A 24,579-nucleotide genomic window follows, 5' to 3' on the forward strand; every position below is an offset into this window, starting at 1 on the left:
CGCGGCTGATCGGGTCCGCCGCGGCCGGGGTCCGGGTCAGGCTTCGCCGACGGTCTCGAACATGCAGGCCGCGATCGCGTCGGTCGGGGACTTGTCGCCCCGCAGCATGAAGTCGAAGGCCGGGAAGAAACGGTCGGCCGCCTCCACCGCCACGTCGATCATCGCCGCAGCCTGAGCGAGGCTGGGCTGGTCGCCGCTCATCAGCGCCATGCCGTGCCGGAAGATGATCTCGCCCTCGTCCCACAACTCGAAATGGCCCAGCCACACGCGGGGATTGATCGCCGCAATCAATTCGCGGGCGGCCGCGCGGTGGGCTTCCGGCGTCGAGAGGTCCATGGACAGGCAAAGCTGCAGGCAGTCGCCTTCAGGCCGCCAGGCGAACCACAGCTCATAATCCTTCCAGTCGCCGGTCAGGCTGAAGGCGAGATCGCCGTCTTCCGTGCGGTCGAAGGGCAGGTTCTCAGCGGTCAGGACATGTTCGACCACGTCGAGCGGGTCGGACGTCGTCAGCGTGGCGTCATCGGAATGGGTAATGTCCATCAAGACCCCTTTCGCACTGGGCGGGGTGCGGAAGTCCGCAACCGACTCGCCTGCGAATCTGAAGGTAATGTGCTTAGGGCGTGCGACGTCAGCGTGATCTTTCGCCGCCCGGCAAACTTTGTGGTGTTTCGACGACCAATCAGGCGCCGTCTCCCGCGTCTTCGTCCATCGGACCCGGCTCGGCGCCGCCACGCAAGGCGACGATCTCAGCGCGAAGCGCGGCGATTTCCGCCTTCAGCACGTCCAGATCATCGCGGCGCACAAGATCGAACTCGGCGGCGATCCGGTCGGCCTGGGCCCGCATCGCGGTCTTGGCCTCTTCGCCGGCGGATTGAGCGAGGCCCATGGCCGCGGTGGTCAGCTTGGCGATTTCGTAAAAAAGGGGGTTCTGGGTCTGCATTTTCTACTCTGGCGCGCCTCATCGGCCGCGCCGGCCTCGTGGACGTCCCACTAATATGGGAAAGCGGTGATGAAAGCGAAGGCCTCGTCGTCTAAAGCTTGGTCGCCGTCCTTCTGGAGCCGCCTGGAGCAAGCCGCCCGCCGTGCCATTTCCTGAATTCGACCCTATTCTGTTGCGTATCGGGCCCTTCGCCATCCGGTGGTACGCGCTGGCCTATGTCGCCGGCATACTCCTGGGCTGGCGGTACGCCGCGACCCTGATCAAGCGGCCGACGCTCTGGGCCCCGCGCCTGGCGCCGATGTCTACGAACCAGCTCGACGACCTGATCCTGTGGGTCACCCTAGGCGTCGTTATCGGTGGCAGGCTTGGCCACGTGCTTTTCTACACCCCCGAACTGATCGTCCGCGATCCGCTCGAGATTCTCAAAGTCTGGAACGGCGGAATGAGCTTCCACGGCGGCCTGATCGGCGTCGGCGTCGCCCTGTCGCTCTTCGCCCGGGCCCAAAAAGTCGACCTGCTCCGCCTAGGCGATCTCGCCGCCGCGGCGGCCCCTATCGGCCTGTGCCTGGGTCGCATCGCTAACTTCATCAACGGCGAGCTGTGGGGCCGCCCCACCGACCTGCCCTGGGGCGTCGTATTCCCGAACGCCGGCCCCTTTCCGCGCCATCCGAGCCAGCTTTACGAGAGCGCCCTTGAGGGTGTTGTCCTGTTCCTGGTTCTCGCCATCCTGATCTTCGGGCTCAAGCTGACCCGCCGGCGCGGCGTGATCGCCGGCGTCTTCCTGATCGGCTACGGCCTCATCCGCACCCTCCTGGAACAGGTCCGCGAACCCGATTTCGGCATGCCCGATTTCCCTCTGGGGCTGACGATGGGGATGATGCTTTCCGCCCCCATGGTGCTGGCGGGTCTTTTTCTCGTCTGGCGGGGCCTGGGCGAGCCGCGGCCCGCCCAATCGTCTGGGTCCGAAACGCCAGATCGCGCGGCATGAGCGCTGGCGAGACCCTCACCGACCGACTCGCGGCGCAGATTGCTCAGGATGGGCCGCTAACGGTCGCGCAATATATGACGGCCTGCCTTCACGATCCTCAGCATGGCTATTATGCGACCCGCCCGGCGCTCGGAGAACGCGGCGACTTCATCACCGCGCCGCTGATCAGCCAGATGTTCGGCGAGTTGATCGGCGTCTGGGTGGCGTCCGTGTGGATGCAGCTCGGCGAGCCTGCGAGTTTCCAGCTGGTCGAGCTGGGCCCCGGCGACGGTACGTTGATGGCTGACCTGCTGTGGGCGGCCGGCAATGCCCCGGGGTTCTCAGACGCTGCGGAAGTCTGGCTTGTGGAGTTGTCAGAACCGCTACGCGAACACCAGCGCGACAGGCTGACGCCGCTGGCCCCGCGCCTGCGCTGGGCCCAGTCCCTCGATGAAGTCCCCGGCCGCGCCAATACAATCTTCGTCTCGAACGAACTTCTCGACTGTCTTCCGCCGCGCCAGTTCATCCGAACGGCGGTGGGCTGGGCCGAACGGGTCGTCGGGCTCGACCCCCAAGGCGGCCTTCGGTTCGGCCTCGTTCCCTCCCCGCAGGACGCGTTGCCGCCGGACGCACCGGTCGGCGCGATCTTCGAGCGCTCTCCCGCCCAGGAAGCGCTGGGGCGAATTCTGGGCCAGCGAATCGTCAATGACGGCGGCGCTGCTCTGCTGATCGATTACGGTCGCGCCGAGCCTGGCTTCGGCGACACCCTCCAGGCGCTGCGCCAACATGCAAAGCTCGACCCTCTGGCGAACCCCGGCGAAGCGGACTTGACCGTGCACGCCGACTTTCCCTCTGTTCTCGCGGCGGCGCAGGCGCAGGGCGCGGCCACGGCGATCATCAGCCAGGCCGAATTCCTGGCGCGGATGGCCATAGGTCAACGGGCCGAAGCACTGGCGCGTGCGCGGCCGGAAAAGGCCGGCCTGATTGGCCGTCAGCTCAATCGTCTTATAGCCGCTGACCAGATGGGCGAGTTGTTTAAGGCCGCCTGCATCCACCGCCCAAACGCCGTCCCGCCTGCCTTCGAGTCTGCATGAGCCTGTCCGCATGACACTCACTGTCATCACCTCGCCGCGCCTGACCGAGGCCGGCGCTCGCCACGCCTTCTTCACCCGCCAGGGGGGCGTCTCCCGTGGTCTCTATGCAGGCCTGAACGTTGGCGAGGGATCGGATGACCTGGCGGACCATGTCCGCGAAAATCGCCGCCTCGCCGCCGAATTCTTCGGCTTGGCCGAAGACCGGCTGGCCACGAACTATCAAGTGCACTCCGCGGACGCCGTGGCCGTGAGCGACCTGGCCCAGCTCGCCGCGCCGCGCGCCAGAGCCGACGCCCTGGCCAGCAACCTGTCCGGGCTGGCCCTCGGAGCGCTCTCGGCCGACTGCGCGCCGATCCTGCTGTTCGACCCGCAAGCCAACGCCGCCGCCGCCGTCCACGCCGGCTGGCGCGGCGCTCTGAGCGGCGTCGCTGAACAGGCGGTCGCCCTGATGACGGAGCGGTTCGGCGCGGCGCCTGCGCGGATCGTCGCCGCTGTCGGCCCCTGCATTGGCCCGGCTTCCTATGAGGTCGGCCTCGAGTTTCGCGACCGATTCGTCGCCGCCGAGGCCGCCAACGAACGCTTCTTCGCTCCTGCCGAGGGGGCCGAAAAACGCCTGTTCGACCTGCCATCTTTCGTCCTGTCGCGACTGCGCGCCGCCGGCGTCGAGGCCTGCGAATGGACCGGCCATGACACTTGCGCCGACGAGGCGCGCTTCTTTTCCAACCGGCGCGCAGTCAAGCGTGGCGAGGCCGACTATGGCCGCCTCCTTTCGGCGATCGCCCTGGATTGATCCGACAAGGCGCGGTTGTGGCCGCGGCGCCATGGACTCAAGAGCGCGCCCTGCTACAAGCCGCCCCAATGGCGCGACGACATGGGCGGGGACCGATGAAGCTGCTGGCTGGCAACTCTAACCGAACCCTGGCGGCCGCTGTCGCCACCCATCTGGATCTGCCGCTGACAAAGGCGCAGGTGAAGCGCTTCCCGGACAACGAAGTCTGGGTGACCATCGACGAAAACGTCCGCGGCGAGGACGTCTTCGTCCTGCAGTCCACCAGCTATCCCGCCAACGACAACCTGATGGAACTGTTGATCTGCATCGACGCGCTGAAACGCGCCTCGGCCCGCCGGATCACCGCCGTCATGCCCTACTTCGGCTACGCCCGGCAGGACCGTAAGACGGGCGGCCGCACGCCGATCTCGGCCAAGCTGGTCGCCAACCTGATCACCCGCGCCGGCGCCGACCGGGTCCTGACCATGGACCTGCACTCCGGCCAGATTCAGGGCTTCTTCGACATCCCGACCGACAATCTGCAGTCGGCCGTGCTGATGGCAAACGACATCAAGGCCCATTATCCCGCCACCGATGAGATGCTGATCGTCTCGCCCGACGTCGGCGGCGTGGTCCGCGCCCTGGCCGTCGCCAGCCGGCTGAACGCCGAACTGGCCATCGTCGACAAGCGTCGCTCCGGTCCGGGCAAGAGTGAGGTCGCCAACATCATCGGCGACGTCGCCGGCCGCCGTCTGATCCTCTTCGATGACATCGTCGATTCGGCCGGTACGCTGTGCAACGCGGCCCAGTCGCTGATCGACGCCGGCGCGACCGAAGTCTCCGCCTACGTCACCCACGGCGTGCTCTCCGGCATCGCCGCCGAGCGGGTCTCAAAGTCGGTGCTGAAGGAGCTGGTCACCACCGACTCCATTGAGCTCGCCGACGAGGTCGCCGGCTGCGCCAAGATCCGCCGCGTCTCCTGCGCGCCGTTGATCGCCGAAGCCATCCGTCGCATCGCCAACGAAGAGTCGGTCTCCAAGCTGTTCGACTGATCCGACGTCAGGCGCGCCGCGGTCGGCGCAATCGCCGCGCCAGCCAGCTGAGCAGATCGCCAAGCTGTTCCGTCAGCCAGGCGACAGGATTCTGCCCCGGGAACTTCCGGCTTGAGGCGAAAACCAGCACACAGACGCTGGCGAACAGCAGGAACGGCAGGCCCTGAGCCAGGGCGGCCGAAACGACGCCCTTTTCCGCAAGGCCCTGACCGAACACGAGCGAGATCTGGAAGGCGAAGAGCAGGAGGCCGGCCACCGCCATGGCGGCGCCAGGGCCCGCCCGTTTCGCCGTGATCGCCAGCGGCGTCGCCAAGAGCGGCATCAGTGGCAAGGCCGCGGCCCGCGCAAGGCGCGAATAGAGCTCCGCCAGTAGGGTTTGCCGAGGTTGCGGCGGCGCGGGCTCGCCGAAGCCCTCGTGCGCCAGCTCCAGCAGCGTCAATTCACTGGCCTCGCCGGCGCCGCGACGGCGCAGGAGCTGAGCGGCGGGCGCGAGGGGTAGTTTCAGGGTCAGGGTCGAAAAGGTAAGAACGTGTGCGCCCTGATCTCGGCTGACGCCGGCCTGCTGGCCGTCGTGCAGCGCCAGCACCATCGTGCGGCCATCGGCGTCACGGCGCAGATCCGCCGCCGCGGCCGTCAGCACCTCCTCGCGGCCCTCCGGCGAGATCGTCCGCAGGAAGACGCCGCGCAGCCGCCCGCCGTCCAGGTCGACCTCATTGGCGATCATGAGCAGGTCGCCACTGGGCGCCAGAAGTTCGCCCGCCCGCAAGTCGCCGTTCCAACCGGCGTTGCGCGCAGCGTGCATGACCTCCCGGTAGGCATAGCGGCTGTAGGGCTGGATAAAGCCATAGAGCGCCAGGCTGAAGATCATGGTCGCCGCGCCCAGCAGGACGAACGGACGCGTGATCCGATCCAGCGACATTCCGGTGGCCAGCATGGCGTCGATCTCCGACTGGCCGTTCAGCCGGTCGATGACGACGAAGAGCGCGATAAAGAAGGCGGCCGGCAGGGTCAGGCCGACGTAATGCGGCGTCAGGTCGACCATCAACTGGAGCAGGTAGCTGAAGCCGTTGTGGGTAAGGGCCAACAGGTCCAGTGAGCGCAGCGTGCGCTCCATCAGGAACACCATCATGGTGCTAGCCAGCACCGCGATCATAGGCGCGAGCGTCTGGCTCAGCAGATAGCGGTCGACACCGCGAAGACCCATGCGAGGTCAGTCCGCTCGCAAGATGGCGGGGTTGGCGAGTGCGCTTCTGGCGCTCTGCCAGAAGGGCGTGGCTCGCCGGTCCCGCGAAGCGCTGCTTAGGCGGGGCGAACCGACGGCCTCGCAATAGATGTCTACGGTCTGGTTCAGGATCTGCGGCCAACGGTAGGCCGCGCTCTGCCTCAGCGCTTCCGCCCCCATCTCCGCCCGCCGCTCCGCGTCGCCCAGCAGGGCTGCAAGGGCGTCGGCGTAAGCCTGCGGATGGCTCGGCGCGCACAGCAGGCCCGAGCGGCCATGCTGCACCAGGGTGCGTGAGTTCGGGACATCGGCGCAGACCACCGGCAGGCCGGACGCCATGGCCTCCAGGTTGACGTTGCCGAAGGTCTCGGTGGTGCTGGGGTTGAAAAGGAGGTCGGCGCTGGCGATCGCCGTCGCCAGGTGCTCGCCGCCGAGGCGTCCGGTGAACACCGCTTGGGGCAGGTTCGCCTTGAACCACGGCGCCGCCGGGCCGTCGCCAATCACCAGGACGGAGGTGGGTCCCAGCGCCCGTTCCAGCCTGCGCACGGCATCGGCGAAGACGCCCAGGCCCTTCTCCATGACGAGGCGGCCCAGGAAGGCGATCACCGGGCGACCGTCAAGGCCTTGAGCGCCGCGCCATGCCGCGCTGCGCCGTTCCGGGTTGAACAGATCGCGATCGACGCCGCGGGGCCAGACCCGCACCTGGCCCGGCGCATTCGCCGCGACGATGTCGTCGGCGATCGAGCGCGTGGGCGCGAGCACATAGTCACAGCTGCTGTAGAAAGCCTGCACGCGGCTCTTCAGGTACGGCCTCAGCCAATCCAGGGCGTAGTAGCGAAGATAATCGTCGAAATGCGTGTGGACGCTCGCCACCACCGGCAGGTCGCGGCGTCGCGCCAATCGGATCGCCGCCTCACCCAGGGGATCCGGCGAAGAGACGTGGATGACGTCGGGCCGAAAAGCCTCGACATCGCGCCGGACCCAGAACGGCAGGCCCAGGGCCACGCGGTAGTCCGGCCGCAGGGGAATCGGCGCGGAGGGCACGGAGACCAGGTCGCCCACCGGCGGGAATGCGGGACGCGCGGAGGAGGGCGAGTAGACGCGAACCTGGAAACCCGCCTCGTTCAGGAGGTGCCCCACCAGGCGGTTCAGCGTCTTGTTGGCGCCGTCGAGGGTGTAATTGTAGTTGCCCGAGAATAGAGCAACGCGCAGCGGCCGACCGGCCGGCGCGATGGCGTAGGGCCGTTCGACGATCATGCCGGCATCCCTTGAAAGCGGCTGCGGCGCCTCGGCGCCAGCCTGTCATGAAGCGGCCCTACAGGCGGGCTGAGCCGCCGAGCAGCGCGGCGGCCCGAAGGTGAGTGATGCGGATCGTCGACGTTGCCGAGTTCTACGCGCCGGGCGGCGGCGGCGTACGCACCTACATCGACCGCAAGTTCATCGCGGCCGCAGACGCCGGCCACGAACTCTTCGTCATCGCGCCAGGTCCGCGCGACGGCTTCGAGCCCCGTCCGGGCGGCGGTGTCGTCTGGGTGAAGGCGCCGGGCCTGCCCTTCGACGCCAGCTACTGGATGTTCGCCGCGGCGGCGCCTGTCCATGCCCACCTCGACCGCCTGGCGCCCGACATGGTCGAGGCCTCCTCGCCATGGCGCGGCGCCTGGATCGTCGCAAAGTGGCCGGCGGCCCGGCCGCGCACGATGTTCGTCCATGCCGATCCTGTCGCCTCGTATCCGCAGCGCTTGTTTGCGCCGCACATAGATCCCGACCGGGTCGACCGACTCTGCGAACCGTATTGGGCGTACCACCGGGGTTTAGCCGCGCACTTTGACAGTTCGGTTGCAGGCAGCGCCTGGCTGGCCAAACGCCTGCGCGACCACGGCTTGAGCGATGTCGAGGCGGTGCCTCTGGGCGCTGATGTCGGCGCCTTCTCGCCCGCCTTGCGTGACCCAGGTCTGCACGCTCGCCTGCTCGCCGACTGTGGCCTGCCGGCCCATGGCAAGGTCCTGGTGGGCGTCGGGCGCCATCACCCGCAAAAGCGCTGGCCGATGCTGATGGCCGCTGTGGACCAGGCCTCAAGCACCGCCGCGCCCTTGGGCCTGATCATCATCGGCGAGGGCATGGACCGCGCGCGGATCGAACGCGCCGCCCGGCGCCGTCCGCATGTTCGGTTGATGGACCGCACCCGCGACCGCGCGGCGCTCGCCGCGATCCTCGCCTCCGCCGACGCCCTTCTGCATGGCAGCGAATCGGAGACTTTTGGCCTCGTGGTCGCCGAGGCCCTGGCGTCCGGCCTGCCGGCGGTCCTGCCCGACCGCGGCGCCTGCGCGGAGCTGGCTTCGCCCTTCGTCTCCGAGCTCTACCGCGCCGGCGATCCTGCGGCGGCGGCGGCGGCGATTCGACGACTCTTCGCCCGCGACCAGCCCGCGCTGCGCGCCGCCGCGGCCGACGCCGCGACCGGCGTCCGTAGCGACGCGGCCCATTTCCGCGACCTGTTCGCCTTCTATAGGCGACGCTTCGCGACATGACCGACAAGATCGCGCCTTCACCGCCGCGCCGGTGGACCGTATGGGCGGCAGGCGCCCTGGCGGTTGGTCTTGGCGCAGCGGCCACGGCCCAGCTAAGCCGCGCTTCGGACGAAACCCTGGCCATGATCGGCCAGCTGTCACCCGCCGTCTGGGCGGCGTGGGTGGCGCTCTACCTGGTCCAACCGGTCGCCGACGCGGTCATTTTTCGGCGCCTCTGGGGCCTGAAGCTCGCCGACTTCGGCGTGGTCCTGCGGAAGGTCGCGATCAACGAGGTGCTGTTCGGCTATACGGGCGAACTCTTCTTCTACCTGTGGGCGCGGCGACGCGCGCGACTGGCCGCCGCAGCCTTCGGCGCCATCAAGGACGTCAATATCGTCTCCGCCCTCGGCGGCAATGTGCTGACCTTGGCGACCTTGGGCCTCAGCGCCCATGCCCTGAAATCCATCGACCTTGGCCGCCAGCTTGGCCCCCTGCTATGGCCCAGCCTGGCGGTCGTCGGGCTTTCCTTCGCGGTCCCGCTGTTCGCCCGCAGGCTGTTCTCCTTGACGCGGCGCGAACTCCTCTACGTCTCGGTCGTCCACGCCGCTCGCATGGCGGTCTCCAGCGCCCTGACCCTGCTGGTCTGGCGATCGGCCCTGCCGGGTGTCGAGCCGGGCGTCTGGCTGGCGCTGCTCGCCGGACGGTTGCTCCTGGCCCGCCTGCCCCTCGTCGCCAACAAGGACCTGGTGTTCGCCAACCTGCTGCTGGCCCTGTTCGGCGCCGGATCGCCCACAGCCATACTGCTGGCCACGTTGGCCATCGCCACTTTGCTGACCCACCTGGCCGTCATCGTCGCGACCAATGTTCCCGGCCTCCTGCGGGCCATGCTGCGTCGCGCCTGACCCGCGCCGGCGATCCGCCATGGCCACGCTTGCTCAGGATCGGTTTACCATGCGACGTCATAGTGCCGTCCGCCGCAAGAGGCGGCCCGAATCAAGCCCTTACTGAGCCTGTGCGCGAGGATACCTGAATGTTCGCAACGCCCTTGAAGCGCCTCTTCGCCTTAGGCGCCCTGGCCGTCGCCGTGACCCTGGCCTCCTGCGCCTCCGAGCCGCCGCCTGCGCCACCGCCGCCGCCAATACCGTCCGTCGGCCTGTCGCCCCAGATCATTGAGATGGCCGGCGCCTACCGCGCCTATATGAATCGCGCGACCGGCATCTCGCCAACCTTCAGCAATGGCGACCAGATCGCCGGCAGTGTGCGCGCGGGCGCAAGCTACGAGCCGCAGCAGTTCCTGCGCGGCGCGATCGCCTACGGAGCCATCGTCGCACTACAGGATCCGAATTTTGTCTCCGGCGTGCGCGTCTACGCTCAAGACGCGACCCAGCGCCGGACGATCGCCTATGAAATCCTGCGCAATCCCGCCTACGCCGCCGGCATCACGGGCGCCAACAGCGCCGCAGGCCTGGTGATCGCGGCCCTTGGCGCCGATGGCCGCGCGCTCCTCGACCAGGGCAAGGCGGTCAAGCAGTCGGCCTATGATGTGCAACGGCAAAGCTGGTCCAAGGCCGACGTGGCCGGCCGCGACGCACGTCTGGCGCTCGCCAAGCAGCTCTCCGCCACGGGTGGCTCCGCCGACTCGATGGAGCTCAATCGCCTGAGCCTCGCCGTCAATGGCGCCGCCATCAGCCCGCTCGGCATCACCGGCGAACCTAAGGACGCGCCCTATTCGCCGCTCGTGGTCCGCAGCCTGGCGGTCGCAGCCCTCGCCGCCCTGGGCTACGCCAACGACGACAGCCTGGCCGCGGTGGTGCCGCTGATGACCGACCCGGCCTCGGCGACCTGCTTCAACATGTCGAAGCTGAACCTCTACCAGTGCCTGGCCGTCTCCAAGCCGCACTACGAGGACGTCTTCTGCCTGGGGCAGCATGTGATGATCGACACCGGCCAATGCGTGATGAAGGCCGCCGGCGTGCTGGTCCCGGTGGAGGTCCGCCCGGCTCCGCTGCCGGTGAAGGCGGTGACCACCAAGGCCAAGCCGAAGAAGGCGCCGGCCAAGAAGAAGAGCTGATCACAACAGCCTATCCGGCCTCTCCGCCGTGACCTGGCTCTACTACCTCGCCGCGGCCGTCGCCGAGATCGCCGGCTGCTTCGCCTCCTGGGCCTGGCTGCGGCTCGGTCGCTCGGCCCTTTGGCTCGCGCCGGGCCTGGCCTGCTTGGTGCTCTTCGCCCTGCTGCTGACGCGCGTGGACAGTGAGGCCGCGGGGCGGGCCTATGCGGCCTATGGCGGCGTCTATATCTCAGCCTCGATCGCCTGGCTGTGGCTCGTCGAACACCGCGTCCCGGATCGCTGGGATCTCGTTGGAGCGGTGATCTGCCTGGTGGGCGCCGGCGTTATCCTGCTGGGACCGCGCGCCGCCTGACAGCGATCGGCGGCGAAGACGTCGGCAGGCGTTGCGTCCTCCAGGCGATTTATGTATGTACGCGCACCCTATTTCCGTCGCCGCGCGACCTCCGCGCGGCGGCTTCGTTTTGAGGCAGGCTATGGCCGATATCGTTCTGAACGTTGAAGTCCGTGAATCGACCGGCACCGGCTCGGCCCGCGCCGCCCGTCGCGCCGGCTTGGTCCCGGGCGTCCTGTACGGCGGCGACAAGGCCCCGGTGGCCGTGACCGCCGTCGCCAAGGATTTCCGCAAGGCCCTCCACACGGGCAAGCTCCTGGGCCACCTGGTGACCCTGAAGAACGGCTCGGAAACCCAGTCGGTCATCGCCAAGGTCATCGACACGCACCCGGTGACGGATGAGCCGACGCACTTCGACCTCTATCGGGTCGATCAACACCAACAGATCACGATCGCCGTGGCCCTGCACTTCGCCAACGGCGAAGAATCGCCGGGCCTGAAGCGCGGCGGCACGTTGAACGTCGTCTGGCACGAGGTTCAGGTCTCCTGCCACGCCGACGAAATTCCGGAAGAAGTCGTGATCGACCTGACGGGCCTCGACATCGGCGCCTCGGTCCACGTCTCCGACCTCAAGCTGCCCAAGGGCGTCACCGCCGCCATGGACGGCGACGTGGTCGTGGCCACGGTTGCGGCGGCGTCGGCCCAGATGTCGGCCGATGCGGCTGAAGACGCAGCCGCTGAAGGCGGCGAGGCCTAAGAGCCTCTCGCCGCGGTCTCTGTTCGCGGGGATCGCATGCTGCTCATCGTCGGCCAGGGCAATCCCGGCCAGAAGTACGAGGCAAACCGGCACAACGTCGGCTTCATGGCCGTCGATGAGATCGCACGTCGCTGGAATTTCTCCAGCGAACGCGCTCGATTCGGCAGTCTGGCCCGCGAGGGCGAGATCGAAACCCCAAAGGGTCCGCAGCGCGCCCTCATCCTCAAGCCGCAGACCTTCTACAACGAGACCGGCCGCGCCGTGGGCGAAGCGGTGAAGTTCTTCAAGCTCGACGCCGCCGCCGACCTGGTCCTGTTCCACGACGAGATCGACCTGGCGCTTGGACGCTTCCGCATGAAGGCGGGCGGCGGGGCGGCCGGCAACAACGGTGTCCGCTCGATCACCGCCGCTGTCGGCGCCAGTTTCCGCCGCGCACGGCTGGGCGTCGGTCATCCGGGCGACAAGGATTTGGTCTACGGCTACGTCCTGGCCGACTTTCACAAGGTCGAGCGCCCGGTGGTTGAGGAGATGCTTCGCGCCTGCGCCGATGCGGCGCCCTTCCTCGCCCTCGGCGAAGATGAGAAATACCAGACCGAGGTGATGCGGCTCGCCCCCGCCGCCAAGGTCGATCCCAAGAAGCTAGCTCGCGGCGAGAATTAAGGACCCCGTTATGGCTCTGAAAGTCGCCATCGTCGGCCTGCCCAACGTCGGCAAGTCCACCCTGTTCAATGCGCTGACCCAGACGGCGGCGGCGCAGTCGGCCAACTATCCGTTCTGCACCATCGAGCCCAATGTCGGCGACGTGGCTGTGCCGGAGCCGCGCCTGGAGGCGCTGGCCGCCATCGCCTCGTCCAAGGAGATCATCCCGGCGCGCATCAACTTCGTCGATGTCGCCGGCCTGGTGCGCGGCGCGTCCAAGGGAGAAGGCCTCGGCAACCAGTTCCTGGCCAATATCCGCGACTGCGACGCCGTGGCCTTCGTCACCCGCTGCTTCATCGACGACGACATCACCCACGTCGAAGGGCGCGTCGATCCCATCGCCGACCTGGAGACCATCGAGACCGAGCTGATGCTGGCCGACCTGGAAAGCCTCGAGAAGCGCGTGGTCAATCTGGAGAAGCGCGCGAAGGCCGGCGACAAGGAGAGCGCCCAGACGCTGCGCCTGGTCCAGGCCGCCCTGACCGAGTTGAACGCCGGCCGCCCCGCCCGGAACGCCAAGGTCGCCGCCGAGGACGAAAAAGCCTGGCGGATGCTGCAGCTCTTGACCACCAAGCCCGCGCTCTATGTGTCGAACGTCGAGGAAGCCTCGGCGGCGGAGGGCAATGAGCTGTCGCGCTTGGTCGCCGAACGCGCGACGCGTGACGGGGCCGATTCGGTCGTCATCTCTGCGCAGATCGAAAGCGAGATCGCCCTCCTCGACCGCGCCGAACAGGCCGAGTTCCTGGAGACCCTGGGCCTCAGCGAGCCCGGCTTGAACAAGCTGATCCGCGAGGCCTACCACCTGCTGGGCCTGCAGACCTATTTCACGGTGGGCCCCAAGGAAACGCGCGCCTGGACGATCCGCAAGGGCGACACTGCTCCACAGGCCGCCGGCGTCATCCACACCGACTTCGAGAAGGGCTTCATCCGCGCAGAGACGATCGCCTACGAGGATTACGTGCGCCTCAAGGGCGAGGCCGGCGCGCGCGAAGCCGGCAAGTTCCGCCAGGAAGGCAAGGAGTACGTCGTCCACGACGGCGACGTGCTGAACTTCCGCTTCAACGTCTGACCTGATGATGGGCGAGACCGTCCTGCTGACCGCCCCGGACGGCTTCGCCTTCGACGCCTGGCATACAAGGCCCAGCGACGCCCGGCGTGGCGGCCTCGTCATCTGCCATGCGATCTGGGGCGTGACGCCCCACCTGCGCGCGCTGGCCGAGGAATACGCCGAGGACGGCTATGAGACGCTTGTTCCGAGCCTCTTCGACCGCCAACAACGCGGCTTCGCCGAAGCCGATACCGACCCGGCCCTGATGGCCCGTCAGACATCCCTCGCCGAGGCCGCCGGATGGGGCTCAGGCGTCCTCGATGCGGTCCAGGCGGCCATTGACGCCCTGAAGCCGCCAGTCTTCCTGATGGGCTTCTGCTTTGGCGGCACGACCGCCTGGCTGGCGGCGGCGCGATGCTCGGGCCTGTCGGCCGTCTCCAGCTTTTATGGGGGCCAGGTCATCGACTATCTGGACGAGACCCCGCAGGTCCCGACCATCCTGCACGTCGGCAAGACCGACGAGCTTATGCCGCCTGAGGACATCGAGGCGATCCGCGCCGCCCATCCGGAGTTGCCGGTCTACCCCTACCCCGCCGGCCACGCCTTCGTGGCGCCCAGCGGCTTCCACGCCGACAGCGCACGCCTGTCGAAGCTGCGGACGCTGGCGCTCTTCTCCCGCAACGGCGGCGGTCGCAGCGAGGTCTGACACAAGGCCCCGCCCCGCTGCTAAGCTCGCGACCGTGCGGCCCGCCTTCGCCTTCCTCGCAGCACTGATCGCCATGCCGGCGCACGCCGGCGCGGTGCGCTGCCGGCTGGAGCACGGCGCGCTGGTCGCGCCCGCCGCGGTCGCCGGCATTGCGGGCGACTACATCATCGACACCGGCCAGGCCCACTCGATCCTGGCTGAGACCCAGGCTCAGGATGCAGGGTTCGACGGCGCCGCGGCGTTGGGCGACGTCCTCATCGCCGGCCAGGCGCTTGCCGGCCAAACCCTCGACATCGTCGATCTGGACGGGCGCAGCCGCGACTTCGCCACCCCCATCGCCGGGGTGATCGGCGCCGACCTCCTCGCGGGCTTCATTTTCGACGTTCGCTTCAGCCCGTGCTGGCTCGCCTTGTGGCGGCCGGGCCAAGCGCCGAGGTTTCGCCCGACGATATCGCTGAGCCTGGATTGGATCGACGGCGCCCCCGCAATCTCCGCCTCGGTGGCGGATGGGCCGACCGTGCGTTCGGGCGGCTTCACCCTCGCCACAGGGCTGGGGAGGGCCATCAGCCTGAGTCCTGCAACCGTGCGCGCCCCGGCCAGCGGCCAGGGCCGCCTACGCGCCCTGTCCTTGGCTGGTGACTTGTTCGAGAACCTGGACGCCGTCATAGGGCCGCCTAAGGCCGCCCTGGGCGATCTCGGCTCACCCGTACTCGCCCGCTATCGCCTCCGCCTGGATTTCCCCGCCCGACTCCTGCATCTCACGCCGGCCGAGCGCTGAACTCCAAACGCAAAAGGCCCCGGCGCGAGCCGGGGCCTTTCCAGTTTCAAGAGCGCTGCGCCCTAGTGCGCGACGTTGCGCCAGATCCGCCGGTAGCTCGCGTAGAGCAGGCCGGCGAAGATGATCAGGTAGATCATCGCGCCGAAGCCGAACTGCTTGCGATCCTCCATCTTGGGCTCGGCGGCCCACATCAGGAAGGCGGCGACGTCGGTGGCCTGGTTCTTCACCGTCGATGGCGTGCCATCGTCGAAGGTCACCTTGCCGTCGGCCAGGGGCGGCGGCATGGCGATGAAGCCGCCTTTCGGCACGTTATGGTGGTCGCCCTTCCAGAACGCGGCGAGGTCGCCGGCCATGTAGGGATTGTAGTACTTGCCGGCCGGGACCTCGAGGGCCGCCGGCGGGTTCGGATAGCCGCTCACGATCGAGGCGATATAGGCCGGGCCGCCTTCGCGGGCCTTGGCGATCACCGACAGGTCCGGCGGCAGGGCGCCGCCGTTCGAGGCGCGGGCCGCAGCTTCGTTCGGGAACGGAGATGGGAAGCGGTCGGCCGAGCTGGCCGGACGCTGGATCACGTCGCCGGTTTCCGAGTCGATGTCGTTGACCTGGATATCGGCGGCCAGCGCCTTCACCACAGGGTTGTCGTTCGAGTTCGGATAGCGCGGATCGTAGAATGGACCGCCCTTGTCGCCCAGGTTGCGGAACGACAGCAGGTGCATCGCGTGGCAGGCCGCGCAGACCTCGCGATAGACCTTGTAGCCGCGTTGCAGCTGGGCCGCATCGTACTTGCCAAACGGACCCGCGAACGAGAAGTCGATCTTCGCCGGCTCCTCAGGGTGCGTCGCCGCCACGGCCGAGCCGCTGATCAGCGCGAGCCCCAAGGCCGCGAGGGCAAAACCTTTGCGCAGCATTGAGGCTCAACCCTTCTTTTCAGGCGACGCCACGGCGCCAGCCGGCGTCGAGGCGGGATGCGACAGGACCGGCTCGGAGATCGATTCCGGCACGGGCAACGGGGTCTCGGTCAGGCCCAGCAGCGGCGTGATCACGAGGAAGTAGGCGAAGTAGTAGAGGGTCGCGATGCGCGAGAGCCAGACGAAGCTGTTCAGGTCCGCGTCCAACAGGGTCAGCGTCTTGAAGTGGCCCAGCACCGGATCATCCGGCAGCTTGCCGCCGCAGTAGCCGAGCACGCAGCACGCCAGCACGAAGATGAAGAAGTACAGGCGCGCCGTCGGACGGTAACGCATCGAGCGCACCCGCGAGGTGTCGAGCCAGGGCAGGATGAACAGCATGATGATCGCGCCGAACATGGCGATCACGCCGCCCAGCTTGTCCGGCACCGCGCGCAGGATCGCGTAGAACGGCAGGAAGTACCATTCCGGGACGATGTGCGCCGGCGTCACCAGCGGGTCAGCGGGGATGTAGTTGTCGGCATGGCCGAGCGCGTTCGGATTGTAGAACACGAAGGCCGCGAACATGATCAGGAACAGCGCGATCGCGAAGCCGTCCTTCACCGTATAGTACGGATGGAAGGGCACGGTGTCGGCCTTCGACTTCACGTTCACGCCCGTCGGGTTGCCGTTGCCGGGCACGTGCAGCGCCCAGATGTGCAGGATCACCACGCCGGCGATCATGAACGGCAGCAGATAGTGCAGCGAGAAGAAGCGGTTCAGCGTCGGGTTATCGACCGCGAAGCCGCCCCACAGCAGGGTGGTGATCGCGTCGCCGACGACCGGCAGCGCGCCCAGGAGGTTGGTGATCACGACCGCGCCGTGGAAGCTCATCTGACCCCAGGGCAGAACGTAGCCCATGAAGGCGGTGGCCATCATCAGCAGGTAGATCACGCAGCCCAGGATCCACAGCACTTCGCGTGGCGCCTTGTAGGAGCCGTAGTAGAGGCCGCGGAACATGTGGATGTAGACCGCGATGAAGAACATCGAGGCCCCGTTGGCGTGGGTGTAGCGGATCAGCCAGCCGTAGTTGACGTCGCGCATGATGTGCTCGACCGACGCGAACGCGTAGTCGACGTGAGGCACATAGTGCATCGCCAGGATGATGCCGGTGACGATCTGCATGCCCAGGCACAGGGCCAGGATGCCGCCGAAGGTCCACCAGTAGTTGAGGTTCTTGGGCGTGGGGAAATCGACGACCGAGTCCCAGCCCAGGCGAATGATGGGAAGCCGCGTGTCGAGCCAGCGCTCGAAACCGGTCTTCGGCTCGTATGTGGAATGTCCGCTCATCAGTGTCAGCCGATCTTGACCTTGGTGTCGGAAAGGAACTCGTAGTCCGGAACCGCCAGGTTCTTGGGCGCGGGGCCCTTACGGATACGGCCGGAGGTGTCGTAGACCGAGGCGTGGCAGGGGCAGAACCAGCCGCCGTACTCGCCGCCGCCGAAGGTCGGCACGCAGCCCAGGTGGGTGCAGGTGCCGACCAGGATCAGCCAGTTGGCCTTGCCCGGCTTGTGACGGGCCTCGTCCGGCTGCGGATCCCGCAGCGAAGCGCCGTCGTCCTTGATCGCCGCGGCGATCTCAGCGGGGGTGCGGTTGCGCACGAACAGCGGCTTGCCGCGCCATTTCACGACGACCTGCTGGCCTTCGACGACCTTGCCCAGATCGAACTCGATCGAGGCCAGAGCGCGCGTGTCGGCGGCTGGGTTCATCTGGTCGACGAACGGCCACGCGAGGCTCGCGACAGCGCCCACGGCGGCCGCACCGGCCGCGATATGGATGAAGTCGCGACGGTTCGGGTCGTCGCCCGGAACGTGCGGATCGGGATTAGCGCCCACGACGGTGTCGGCCACCTTAAAGCTACCCTTTGGTTGAGACGCCTCCGCGGGGAGCGAAAGCATCCTGCCTTTGGACCCCACCAGACAGTCTGGTAAAGGGCCATCCTCCGAAACAGGCTTGGGGGTCGGACTATTCACCGAAGCGGGCGCGATCTTCGCAAACCGTGACTGTGAGTCGTCTCTCGTTCCCCCGGGCCTGACCCGTGGCGGATCGCTTAGAATGCGTTTGGTCCTTTTTCAACCTGACATTCCGCAAAACGTCGGTGCGGCGCTGCGTCTTGGCGCTTGTCTGCGCACCCCGGTGGACATCATCGAGCCCTGCGGCTTCCCGCTTTCTGCACCCGGCGTGCGGCGCGCGGCCATGGATTACGCCGATCAGATTGAATTCACACGGCATTCCGGATGGACCAGCTTCCAGGCCAGTCCCCAGCGCAAAGCTGGCCGCCTTCTGCTCTTCAGCACACGTGCCGCGTTGCCGATCCATGACTTTGTTTTCCGTCCCAGCGACCTGCTGATGGTCGGACGTGAGAGCGCGGGCGTGCCGGACGACGTCCATGACGCTGCGGACGAGCGGATTTTCATCCCTCTGGCGGCCGGCGCGCGCTCATTCAATGTCACGGTCGCCGCCGCGATCGGCCTCGCGGAAGCGTTGCGCCAGACCGGGCTATTTCCTAAGGCCTCCACATGAGCACCGCCGACACCCTCGTCAGCCCTGAAACGGAGCGCGCCCGCGCCTGGTTCGATTCCCTGCGCGACCGCATCGTCGCCGAGTTCGAACGGCTCGAGGAAGAGGCGCCCGCCGACCTCTATCCCGGCGAACCAGGCCGCTTCGAGCTGAAGCCCTGGATCCGCGAGGCCGGCGGCGGCGGCGTCATGGGCTTCCTGCGGGGCCGCTTCTTCGAAAAGTGCGGCGTGCACATCTCGCTGGTCCACGGGACCTTCAGCGAGGAGATGGCCAGGACCATGCCGCACATCGGCGAGGACCGGCGCTTCACGGCGACGGGGATCAGCCTGATCGCCCACATGACCAATCCCCGCGTGCCGGCCGTGCACATGAACACCCGCTACATCGCCACCACCAAGGGCTGGTTCGGCGGCGGCGCGGACCTGACGCCGACCCTCGATGAACAGCGCAGCCAGGAGGCCGACGACGCCCGCCTGTTCCACGCGACCTTCCAGGCCGCCTGCGACACCTATGACCCGGCCTGGTATCCGGACTTCAAGGACCGTTGCGACAAGTACTTCTACCTCCCACACCGCAAGGAGCCCCGTGGCGTGGGCGGCATCTTCTACGACCATCACGACAGCGGCGACTGGGAGCGCGACTTCGCCTTCACCCGCGACGTCGGCGAGGCCTTCCTCAACGTCTATCCGAAGATCGCCCGCCATCGCATGGATGAGCCCTGGACCGAGGCCGACCGCCAGGAGCAACTGGTGCGCCGCGGCCGCTACGTCGAATTCAACCTGCTCTACGACCGCGGCACGATGTTCGGCCTCAAGACCGGCGGCAATATCGAGTCTATCCTGTCGTCGATGCCGCCGCTCACGGCTTGGCCCTAGACCGCCGACCGCAGGCGGGCGAGCAAACCGGCGCGATCTTCACTGAACCCGCCGGCGATCCAGTCCTCCTCCACAGCGCGAAGGGCCGCGCCCACGGCGGGTCCGCGGGGAACGCCGGCGGCCAGGGCGTCCTCCCCGCCCAAGGGGAAGCGCGGCGGTGTCCACGTCGCCGCCAGGGCTGCGGCGGCGCCCATGTCCGTCCGCCCCGCCGCCTGCGCCAGCAGGGCGCGATCCTTGAAAACTTCCGTCCCTAGCCGATAGATCGCCGCGCGTGGATCTTCGCCGACCTGAAACGGCGGCCCTGCGGCCGCAGCGACGAGCCGATCACGCTCAGCGCGTGACAATCTCAGGCGTTGGGCCAGCGCCGCCGTCTGCCCCGCCGGGATCAGGGCGGCGAACCGCAGCAGGGGGTCCTGGCTCGCCAGTGCCGCGAAATGCGCGAGGCTTGCGCCGTCGCCGATCACCGCCGCCAGGACGCCCGCCTCCGCCATCAGCCGCACGGCGGCTTGCGGATTTTCCGCCGCCAGCAGCTTCTTGAATTCCGCCCAGATCCGCTCGGCCGCCAGGCTGGCGACGCGGTCAGCGACGGCCGCGCAGGCCTGCAGCGCCGCGCGATCGGCCTCCCCCTGCCCGTACCAGGCGTAAAACCGAAAGAAGCGCAGCGCGCGCAGATAGTCCTCCGCAAGCCTTTGCGCAGGATCGCCGACAAACACGATCCGCCCGGCGCGCGCATCGGCCACGCCGCGCCCCGTCGGGTCGAAGATCGTACCATCGCGCAGGGCGTAGAGGCTGTTCAGGGTGAAGTCGCGACGTCGCGCGTCCTCGGCCCAGTCTTGGGTGAAGGCGACCACTGCGCGCCGTCCATCGGTCTCCACGTCGCGCCGCAGGGTGGTCACCTCGACAGGCCGCCCCTGCCAGACCGCCGTAACCGTACCGTGCTCAACGCCCGTCGGCACCGCGCGGACGCCGGCGCGCCTCAGCGCAGCGATCGTCTGGTCGGGATTGAGGATCGTGGCGATATCAATGTCGCTGATCGGCTGGGCGATGATGGCGTTGCGCACGCAGCCGCCAACGAAGCGCGCGCAGTCCGGGCCGCCAGCCGCCTCCAACGCGTCCATGACGGCGACGGTGGCGGCGTCGTCCAGCCAGGCTGCGCCCGCGAGGTTCGGCGCCGGGTCAATCATAGAGCCGCTCGCGCAGACTGATGAAGATCCGGGCGGTCGCACCCCAGATCAACTGATCCTCGTGCGTCGCCGCATGGAACCGCCGCAGCCCCTGGCCGAAGTCGACTTCCTGCTCCTTGAAGGTCTCGGGGTTCATCAGGAAGGCGAAGGGCGCCTCGAAAATCACCGCCACCTCCGCCGGATTGGCCGCCAGCGTGAAGCCCGGCGCGATCAGGCCCACAACCGGCGTGATGTGGATGCCGCTGGTCGCGGTGGCGGCGTTCGACTGTCCGAGCGGCGTGACGAAGCTGGGCTCGAGACCGATCTCCTCCCAAGCCTCCCGAATCGCCGTCTCAGCGACCGTCTCGCCGGGATCGCAGCGACCACCAGGCAAGGCGACCTGGCCCGCGTGGCGCCGCATGGCGTCCGACCGCCGGGTCAGCAGCACGCTGTAGCCCCCCTCGCGCTGGACGAGGCCGATCAGGACCGCGGCTGGAAAGGCGTGGCCCGACGCATCAGCGGCCTGGCGATCCAGCGGGTCCAGGCGCTCGCTGAGCAGCCGGCTGAAATCGGGGTGTGTCACGCCTCGGCGTCCAATGGAAAGAACTGCTCCCCTGACATGACGCCCGAGACCCCCTCGCGCGCCTCGGCCAACGCCGCCAATTCGTAATAGACGGGTCGTGCGATCAGGGCTTCCAGGCCATGGCGCACCTCGACATAGGGCTTCAGCCCAGCCTCGCCGGCGCGCAGCCGGATCGGATGGTCGGCGTCCGCCGTCACGACGTCGCCGACGTTGGTCGTGAACCGCAGGCCCGCGTCGCTTGCCTCTACCGCCACGGCGACAAAAGGCGCGTCTTCCACCGTGATCTTCAGCTTCTCGACCGGCGTCACCAGCCAGTAGCCATCCGCTTCCAGCCGCAGGATTGTGGAAAACAGCCGCACCAGCGCGTCGCGGCGGATCGGCGCGCCGTCATGCCACCAGGCGCCGTCGCGGCGAATGACGATATTGATGTCGCCGCAAACGGACGGGTTCCAGTCCTGCACCGGCGGCAAGGCGCGCACCGCATCGGTCAAGCGCGCCAGGCCGGATGCGGAAGCAGACTCGTCCATCCCTCGAAGGTAGGCGGCGCGCCGCCCCACCTCAAGCAACGGTGCGTTTCAGGCGGCCCGGACGACTCCGGCGAGGTCGCGGTCGCCGCCGGGCGTCAACGCGCGCGCCAGCACGCGGCGCTGGTCCACCGGCCCGGGCAGCCGAATGTCGCCAGTGTGCGCCGAAGAAAAGCCGATGCGCTGGAAGTAGGCTTCATCGCCCACCAGCACGACGACCTGCTCCCCGGCCTCCGCCGCGGCGTCACAGGCGCGCTCGACCAGAACTTGCCCTATGCCGGCGCGCCGCTCAGCGCTCTCCACGGCCAGGGGCCCCAGAAAGACGATCGGCTTGTCGCCGACGCGCACCCGCCACAGGCGCACGACGCCCATCAAGCGGTCGCCCGCGAAGGCGCAGAACGACAGCTCGGGCGCAGCGGCGGCGATCTCGCGGACACGCTCGGACACCTTGGTGAAGCGGCCAGGGCCGAAGACCCTTTCGTAGAGGGCCTCGATTTCGGCTGCGTCCTGCAGCCGCTCGGATTGGAAAACGAGCGCCGCAGCGGGCGGAGAAGATTGGACGATCATGGGCGACTGCAAACTTGCGAGGACGGAAGGCGTTCCCGCGCCCGTGGTGGGCGCAGGTGCGGAACTATCGGTTGCGCTCAATCGCGCAGGCTTCGTCGCAGTCGCATGGTGGAGCCCTTCGCCCGCCATTGGAGCGGCGCAAATACGGCCGCCTCACCGCCTCGTCAACGCTACATCAGCGCTTCGGCCGTTGCGGACCGCTGGCTCAACCGCCTAGTTAGGTTCACCCATGCCCGAGACCGACGATATTTCAGCCCGCGCCTTGCTACGGCAGCGAGACTACCTGTTCTTCCTTGGCACGCGCTGGGCGGGCTCGTTCACCCTGCAGATCCAGAGCGTCACGCTCGGGTGGCAAATGTACGCCGTGGCGCGGGAGACCCAATCGGTGCAGGTCGCCGCCATGATGGTCGGCATGATCGGCCTGGCGACCTTCGTGCCTCTGTTCTTCCTGGCCCTTCCGGCCGGCGAAATGGTTGATCGGCACAATCGCAAGCGGATCGTCCTGGCCTGCCTGGCCGGTCAGGCGACCAGCGTCTCCCTGCTGATCATCGCTACCGCCAACAATTTCGTCTCGATCCCCGTGTTGTTGATTTGCGCCGCCCTGTTCGGCGCCAGCCGCGCCTTCTTCAACCCGGCCACCCAGGCGCTAGGCCCGATGCTGGTGCCGCGCGCGCTGCTTCCGCGCGCGCTGGCCTGGAGTTCGCTCTCCGCCCAGACCGCCAACATCGCCGGACCTGCGGCGGCCGGCATCCTGCTCACCCAGTCGCCGTTGCTGGCCTATGCCGCCGCACTGGCGCTCTATTTCGTGTCCGCCGTCTCGATCTCAATGGTGCGGGGGAACACGACGCCGATCGCGCAACCGGGGTCGCGATGGACCCTGATCAAGGAGGGGCTGGTCTACGTCTGGCGCGCCAAGATCGTCTTCGGCGCTATCACGCTGGACCTTTGCGCGGTCCTGCTCGGGGGCGCCACCGCCCTACTGCCCGCCTTCGCCCGCGACGTCCTGCACGTCGGCGCCGACGGCTTCGGCCTGCTGCGCTCCAGCCCGGCGATGGGCGCCACCCTCGTCGCCCTGATCCTCGCCGTCCGGCCGGTTCGCGGGAACGCCGGCCTGGTCATGCTGGGCGGCGTCGCGACCTTCGGCTTGGCCACGATTATCTTCGGCCTGTCGCGCAGCCTTTGGCTATCGATGGCCGCTCTGGCGCTCCTGGGCGCCGCGGACATGATCTCGGTCTATGTGCGCCAGACCCTGGTTCAGCTGGTGACGCCCGACCCCATGCGCGGACGGGTCAGCGCCGTCTCCAGCCTGTTCATCGGCGCCTCCAACGAACTCGGCGAGGTGGAGAGCGGTCTCATCGCGCGCTTGCTTGGGCCCGTGGGCGCAGCCCTCTTCGGCGGTGTCGGCGCCATCGCGATCACTGGCGTCTGGGCCAAGCTCTTCCCCGACCTGCGCAAGGCCGACCGGCTCATATGACCTGGCGGATCCAGCGCCTCGGCGTCCGCGAGGACGTCATGCGCTTCGGCATCGCGCACCCCGGACCGACTAGCCGGCCAGCCTCGCCAGCGCCTCGCCAGTCAGCCTCCGCACGGTCCACCCATCCATCGCCGCAGCGCCCAACCGGTCGTAGAAGCCGATGGCCGACGCGTTCCAGTCCAGCACCGCCCACTCCAGCCGTCCCAGGCCTTCAGCGACGCAGCGGCGCGCCAGGCCGGCGATCAGGGCCACACCCGCGCCCTCCCCGCGGGCCTGCGGCGCGACGAAGAGGTCCTCGAGATAAATCCCGTGTCGGCCGACGAAAGTCGAATAGCTGTAAAACCAAAGCGCGAAGCCGACCGGCGCGCCATGATCCTCCGCGATGTCGCAGAAGGCCCGCGGGTTGGGCCCGAACAGGTCGCGCGCCAGGTCCGCCTCGGTGACGACCGCTTGATCCAAGAGTTGCTCGTAGTCAGCCAGGTCGCGGATGAAGCTGAGAATCGCGGCGACATCGTCTCGCGCCGCAGGTCGGACGCAGAGGGTCACCGGTTCTCCGACATCCAGGTCCGGAGCGCCTGCAGAAACGGCAAGGCGCCACGGAACTCCTCGAGGGTGATGCCGCCGCGCAGGTGCTCGATGCGTGGACGCAGAGCGTCCATGGTGCCAGCGTAGGCCTTGCGGCCCTTGGGCGTCAGCGAAACACGCTTGCGGCGGCGGTCAGCCGGATCGCCGGCGACGCTGATCAAACCGGTGGTCTCCATGGCTTTGAGCGTGTGGGTGAAGCCGCTACGGCTCGCCTGCAGCGAATCGGCCAGGTCAGCGGGTGTCGCAGCGTCGCCGCGGCGCGTCAGATGGTTCAACACTTCGAATTGCGGATAGGTCAGGTCCGCGGTCAGACACAGGGTGACGGTCGTGCGCAGCAGATGCTCGATTTGATTGATCTCGTCGAAAACCTGCACATCCGGATGTTCAGCCACAGTGGCCATCGAAAACC

At 67.9% G+C, this 24,579-nt stretch carries 29 protein-coding genes; 16 read left to right on the forward strand and 13 right to left on the reverse strand.

Translation table 11 applies throughout. From position 1 onward, the window contains the following. Positions 1 to 36 precede the first annotated feature (36 nt). Positions 37 to 540, reverse strand: coding sequence for a type III secretion system chaperone family protein (locus tag BN1313_RS15215; protein ID WP_091743145.1), 504 nt, complete (start codon positions 538 to 540; stop codon positions 37 to 39). 139 nt (positions 541 to 679) lie between these two features. Beyond that, positions 680 to 940, reverse strand: coding sequence for an accessory factor UbiK family protein (locus tag BN1313_RS15220; RefSeq protein WP_091743146.1), 261 nt, complete (start codon positions 938 to 940; stop codon positions 680 to 682). Between the two features lie 142 nt (positions 941 to 1,082). Between BN1313_RS15220 and lgt the strand changes: the two genes are divergently transcribed. From lgt to BN1313_RS15240, 4 genes are all read left to right on the forward strand, one after another. After that, positions 1,083 to 1,928: a prolipoprotein diacylglyceryl transferase gene (gene lgt, locus BN1313_RS15225; protein ID WP_091743147.1), complete on the forward strand. Its 846-nt coding sequence runs from the start codon at positions 1,083 to 1,085 to the stop codon at positions 1,926 to 1,928. Further along, on the forward strand, positions 1,925 to 3,001 hold the full coding sequence (locus tag BN1313_RS15230; RefSeq protein WP_091743148.1) for a class I SAM-dependent methyltransferase: 1,077 nt from the start codon (positions 1,925 to 1,927) through the stop codon (positions 2,999 to 3,001). Before lgt ends, BN1313_RS15230 begins: the two co-directional genes overlap by 4 nt. A 10-nt stretch (positions 3,002 to 3,011) precedes the next feature. Continuing rightward, on the forward strand, positions 3,012 to 3,791 hold the full coding sequence (gene pgeF, locus BN1313_RS15235) for a peptidoglycan editing factor PgeF (RefSeq protein ID WP_091743149.1): 780 nt from the start codon (positions 3,012 to 3,014) through the stop codon (positions 3,789 to 3,791). A gap of 95 nt (positions 3,792 to 3,886) precedes the next feature. Further along, positions 3,887 to 4,822 (forward strand): ribose-phosphate pyrophosphokinase, encoded by a 936-nt coding sequence (locus tag BN1313_RS15240; protein ID WP_091743150.1) that lies wholly within the window; start codon positions 3,887 to 3,889, stop codon positions 4,820 to 4,822. A 7-nt stretch (positions 4,823 to 4,829) separates the two neighbouring features. Here BN1313_RS15240 and BN1313_RS15245 read toward each other — a convergent pair whose 3' ends face one another. Together BN1313_RS15245 and BN1313_RS15250 are read right to left on the reverse strand one after the other, a co-directional pair. Next, entirely contained in the window at positions 4,830 to 6,026 is a 1,197-nt protein-coding gene (locus BN1313_RS15245) for an LptF/LptG family permease (RefSeq protein WP_091743151.1), read from the reverse strand. 6 nt (positions 6,027 to 6,032) lie between these two features. Further along, on the reverse strand, positions 6,033 to 7,298 hold the full coding sequence (locus tag BN1313_RS15250) for a glycosyltransferase family 4 protein (RefSeq protein WP_091743152.1): 1,266 nt from the start codon (positions 7,296 to 7,298) through the stop codon (positions 6,033 to 6,035). Between the two features lie 107 nt (positions 7,299 to 7,405). Between BN1313_RS15250 and BN1313_RS15255 the strand changes: the two genes are divergently transcribed. The 9 genes from BN1313_RS15255 to BN1313_RS15295 all read left to right on the forward strand — a co-directional run bounded on the left by BN1313_RS15255 (position 7,406) and on the right by BN1313_RS15295 (position 14,935). Continuing rightward, positions 7,406 to 8,566, forward strand: a complete 1,161-nt coding sequence (locus tag BN1313_RS15255) for a glycosyltransferase (protein WP_091743153.1) — start codon at positions 7,406 to 7,408, stop codon at positions 8,564 to 8,566. Then, a complete protein-coding gene (locus BN1313_RS15260) occupies positions 8,563 to 9,447 on the forward strand; it encodes a hypothetical protein (RefSeq protein ID WP_091743154.1) in 885 nt (294 codons plus the stop codon). Before BN1313_RS15255 ends, BN1313_RS15260 begins: the two co-directional genes overlap by 4 nt. Positions 9,448 to 9,575: 128 nt before the next feature. Further along, a complete protein-coding gene (locus BN1313_RS15265; RefSeq protein ID WP_091743155.1) occupies positions 9,576 to 10,616 on the forward strand; it encodes a hypothetical protein in 1,041 nt (346 codons plus the stop codon). Positions 10,617 to 10,644: 28 nt separating this feature from the next. Further along, the gene (locus tag BN1313_RS15270; RefSeq protein ID WP_091743156.1) at positions 10,645 to 10,968 is read left to right on the forward strand and encodes a YnfA family protein; all 324 of its coding nucleotides are present in this window, start codon (positions 10,645 to 10,647) and stop codon (positions 10,966 to 10,968) included. A gap of 121 nt (positions 10,969 to 11,089) precedes the next feature. Continuing rightward, positions 11,090 to 11,704: a 50S ribosomal protein L25/general stress protein Ctc gene (locus tag BN1313_RS15275; RefSeq protein WP_091743157.1), complete on the forward strand. Its 615-nt coding sequence runs from the start codon at positions 11,090 to 11,092 to the stop codon at positions 11,702 to 11,704. 36 nt (positions 11,705 to 11,740) lie between these two features. Further along, positions 11,741 to 12,364, forward strand: coding sequence for an aminoacyl-tRNA hydrolase (gene pth / locus BN1313_RS15280; protein WP_091743158.1), 624 nt, complete (start codon positions 11,741 to 11,743; stop codon positions 12,362 to 12,364). A 10-nt stretch (positions 12,365 to 12,374) separates the two neighbouring features. After that, a complete protein-coding gene (ychF, locus tag BN1313_RS15285; RefSeq protein ID WP_091743159.1) occupies positions 12,375 to 13,472 on the forward strand; it encodes a redox-regulated ATPase YchF in 1,098 nt (365 codons plus the stop codon). A gap of 7 nt (positions 13,473 to 13,479) precedes the next feature. Then, positions 13,480 to 14,157 carry a dienelactone hydrolase family protein gene (locus BN1313_RS15290; RefSeq protein WP_091743199.1) on the forward strand — a complete coding sequence of 226 codons (678 nt, stop codon included), beginning with the start codon at positions 13,480 to 13,482 and terminating at the stop codon, positions 14,155 to 14,157. A 34-nt stretch (positions 14,158 to 14,191) separates the two neighbouring features. Further along, the gene (locus tag BN1313_RS15295; protein ID WP_091743160.1) at positions 14,192 to 14,935 is read left to right on the forward strand and encodes a hypothetical protein; all 744 of its coding nucleotides are present in this window, start codon (positions 14,192 to 14,194) and stop codon (positions 14,933 to 14,935) included. 62 nt (positions 14,936 to 14,997) lie between these two features. On the opposite strand, the gene BN1313_RS15300 is transcribed toward BN1313_RS15295, so the two are convergent. The 3 genes from BN1313_RS15300 to petA are packed head-to-tail and all read right to left on the reverse strand — an operon-like array spanning position 14,998 to position 17,729. Next, a complete protein-coding gene (locus tag BN1313_RS15300; protein ID WP_091743161.1) occupies positions 14,998 to 15,843 on the reverse strand; it encodes a cytochrome c1 in 846 nt (281 codons plus the stop codon). A gap of 6 nt (positions 15,844 to 15,849) precedes the next feature. Beyond that, a complete protein-coding gene (locus tag BN1313_RS15305; RefSeq protein ID WP_091743162.1) occupies positions 15,850 to 17,169 on the reverse strand; it encodes a cytochrome b in 1,320 nt (439 codons plus the stop codon). A 5-nt stretch (positions 17,170 to 17,174) separates the two neighbouring features. Next, positions 17,175 to 17,729 carry a ubiquinol-cytochrome c reductase iron-sulfur subunit gene (gene petA / locus BN1313_RS15310; RefSeq protein WP_245620251.1) on the reverse strand — a complete coding sequence of 185 codons (555 nt, stop codon included), beginning with the start codon at positions 17,727 to 17,729 and terminating at the stop codon, positions 17,175 to 17,177. Between the two features lie 205 nt (positions 17,730 to 17,934). On the opposite strand from petA, the gene BN1313_RS15315 reads away from it, so the two are divergent. Both BN1313_RS15315 and hemF read left to right on the forward strand, forming a co-directional pair. Next, complete coding sequence (locus BN1313_RS15315; RefSeq protein ID WP_091743164.1) at positions 17,935 to 18,402, forward strand: tRNA (cytidine(34)-2'-O)-methyltransferase; 468 nt, start codon at positions 17,935 to 17,937, stop codon at positions 18,400 to 18,402. Beyond that, positions 18,399 to 19,274 carry an oxygen-dependent coproporphyrinogen oxidase gene (gene hemF, locus BN1313_RS15320; RefSeq protein WP_091743165.1) on the forward strand — a complete coding sequence of 292 codons (876 nt, stop codon included), beginning with the start codon at positions 18,399 to 18,401 and terminating at the stop codon, positions 19,272 to 19,274. The genes BN1313_RS15315 and hemF overlap by 4 nt, the downstream gene beginning before the upstream one ends. On the opposite strand, the gene BN1313_RS15325 is transcribed toward hemF, so the two are convergent. Genes BN1313_RS15325 through BN1313_RS15340 form a run of 4 tightly spaced genes read right to left on the reverse strand, consistent with a single transcriptional unit; the run spans position 19,271 to position 22,111 of the window. Beyond that, positions 19,271 to 20,458 carry a CCA tRNA nucleotidyltransferase gene (locus tag BN1313_RS15325; protein WP_091743166.1) on the reverse strand — a complete coding sequence of 396 codons (1,188 nt, stop codon included), beginning with the start codon at positions 20,456 to 20,458 and terminating at the stop codon, positions 19,271 to 19,273. The genes hemF and BN1313_RS15325 overlap by 4 nt on opposite strands. Further along, on the reverse strand, positions 20,451 to 21,020 hold the full coding sequence (locus BN1313_RS15330; RefSeq protein ID WP_245620252.1) for an NUDIX hydrolase: 570 nt from the start codon (positions 21,018 to 21,020) through the stop codon (positions 20,451 to 20,453). The genes BN1313_RS15325 and BN1313_RS15330 overlap by 8 nt, the downstream gene beginning before the upstream one ends. Beyond that, on the reverse strand, positions 21,017 to 21,547 hold the full coding sequence (locus tag BN1313_RS15335) for a DUF1285 domain-containing protein (protein WP_091743168.1): 531 nt from the start codon (positions 21,545 to 21,547) through the stop codon (positions 21,017 to 21,019). Before BN1313_RS15335 ends, BN1313_RS15330 begins: the two co-directional genes overlap by 4 nt. 48 nt (positions 21,548 to 21,595) lie before the next feature. Then, positions 21,596 to 22,111, reverse strand: coding sequence for a GNAT family N-acetyltransferase (locus BN1313_RS15340; protein WP_091743169.1), 516 nt, complete (start codon positions 22,109 to 22,111; stop codon positions 21,596 to 21,598). A 229-nt stretch (positions 22,112 to 22,340) separates the two neighbouring features. Here BN1313_RS15340 and BN1313_RS15345 point away from each other — a divergent pair, with 229 nt between their 5' ends. Continuing rightward, positions 22,341 to 23,585, forward strand: coding sequence for an MFS transporter (locus tag BN1313_RS15345; protein ID WP_091743170.1), 1,245 nt, complete (start codon positions 22,341 to 22,343; stop codon positions 23,583 to 23,585). Positions 23,586 to 23,654: 69 nt separating this feature from the next. Here BN1313_RS15345 and BN1313_RS15350 read toward each other — a convergent pair whose 3' ends face one another. Both BN1313_RS15350 and BN1313_RS15355 read right to left on the reverse strand, forming a co-directional pair. Continuing rightward, entirely contained in the window at positions 23,655 to 24,131 is a 477-nt protein-coding gene (locus BN1313_RS15350; protein WP_091743171.1) for a GNAT family N-acetyltransferase, read from the reverse strand. Beyond that, on the reverse strand, positions 24,128 to 24,571 hold the full coding sequence (locus BN1313_RS15355; RefSeq protein WP_091743172.1) for a MarR family winged helix-turn-helix transcriptional regulator: 444 nt from the start codon (positions 24,569 to 24,571) through the stop codon (positions 24,128 to 24,130). The genes BN1313_RS15350 and BN1313_RS15355 overlap by 4 nt, the downstream gene beginning before the upstream one ends. Between the last annotated feature and the right edge of the window lie 8 nt (positions 24,572 to 24,579).

Source organism: Phenylobacterium immobile (ATCC 35973), assembly GCF_001375595.1.
Classification (GTDB): domain Bacteria; phylum Pseudomonadota; class Alphaproteobacteria; order Caulobacterales; family Caulobacteraceae; genus Phenylobacterium; species Phenylobacterium immobile.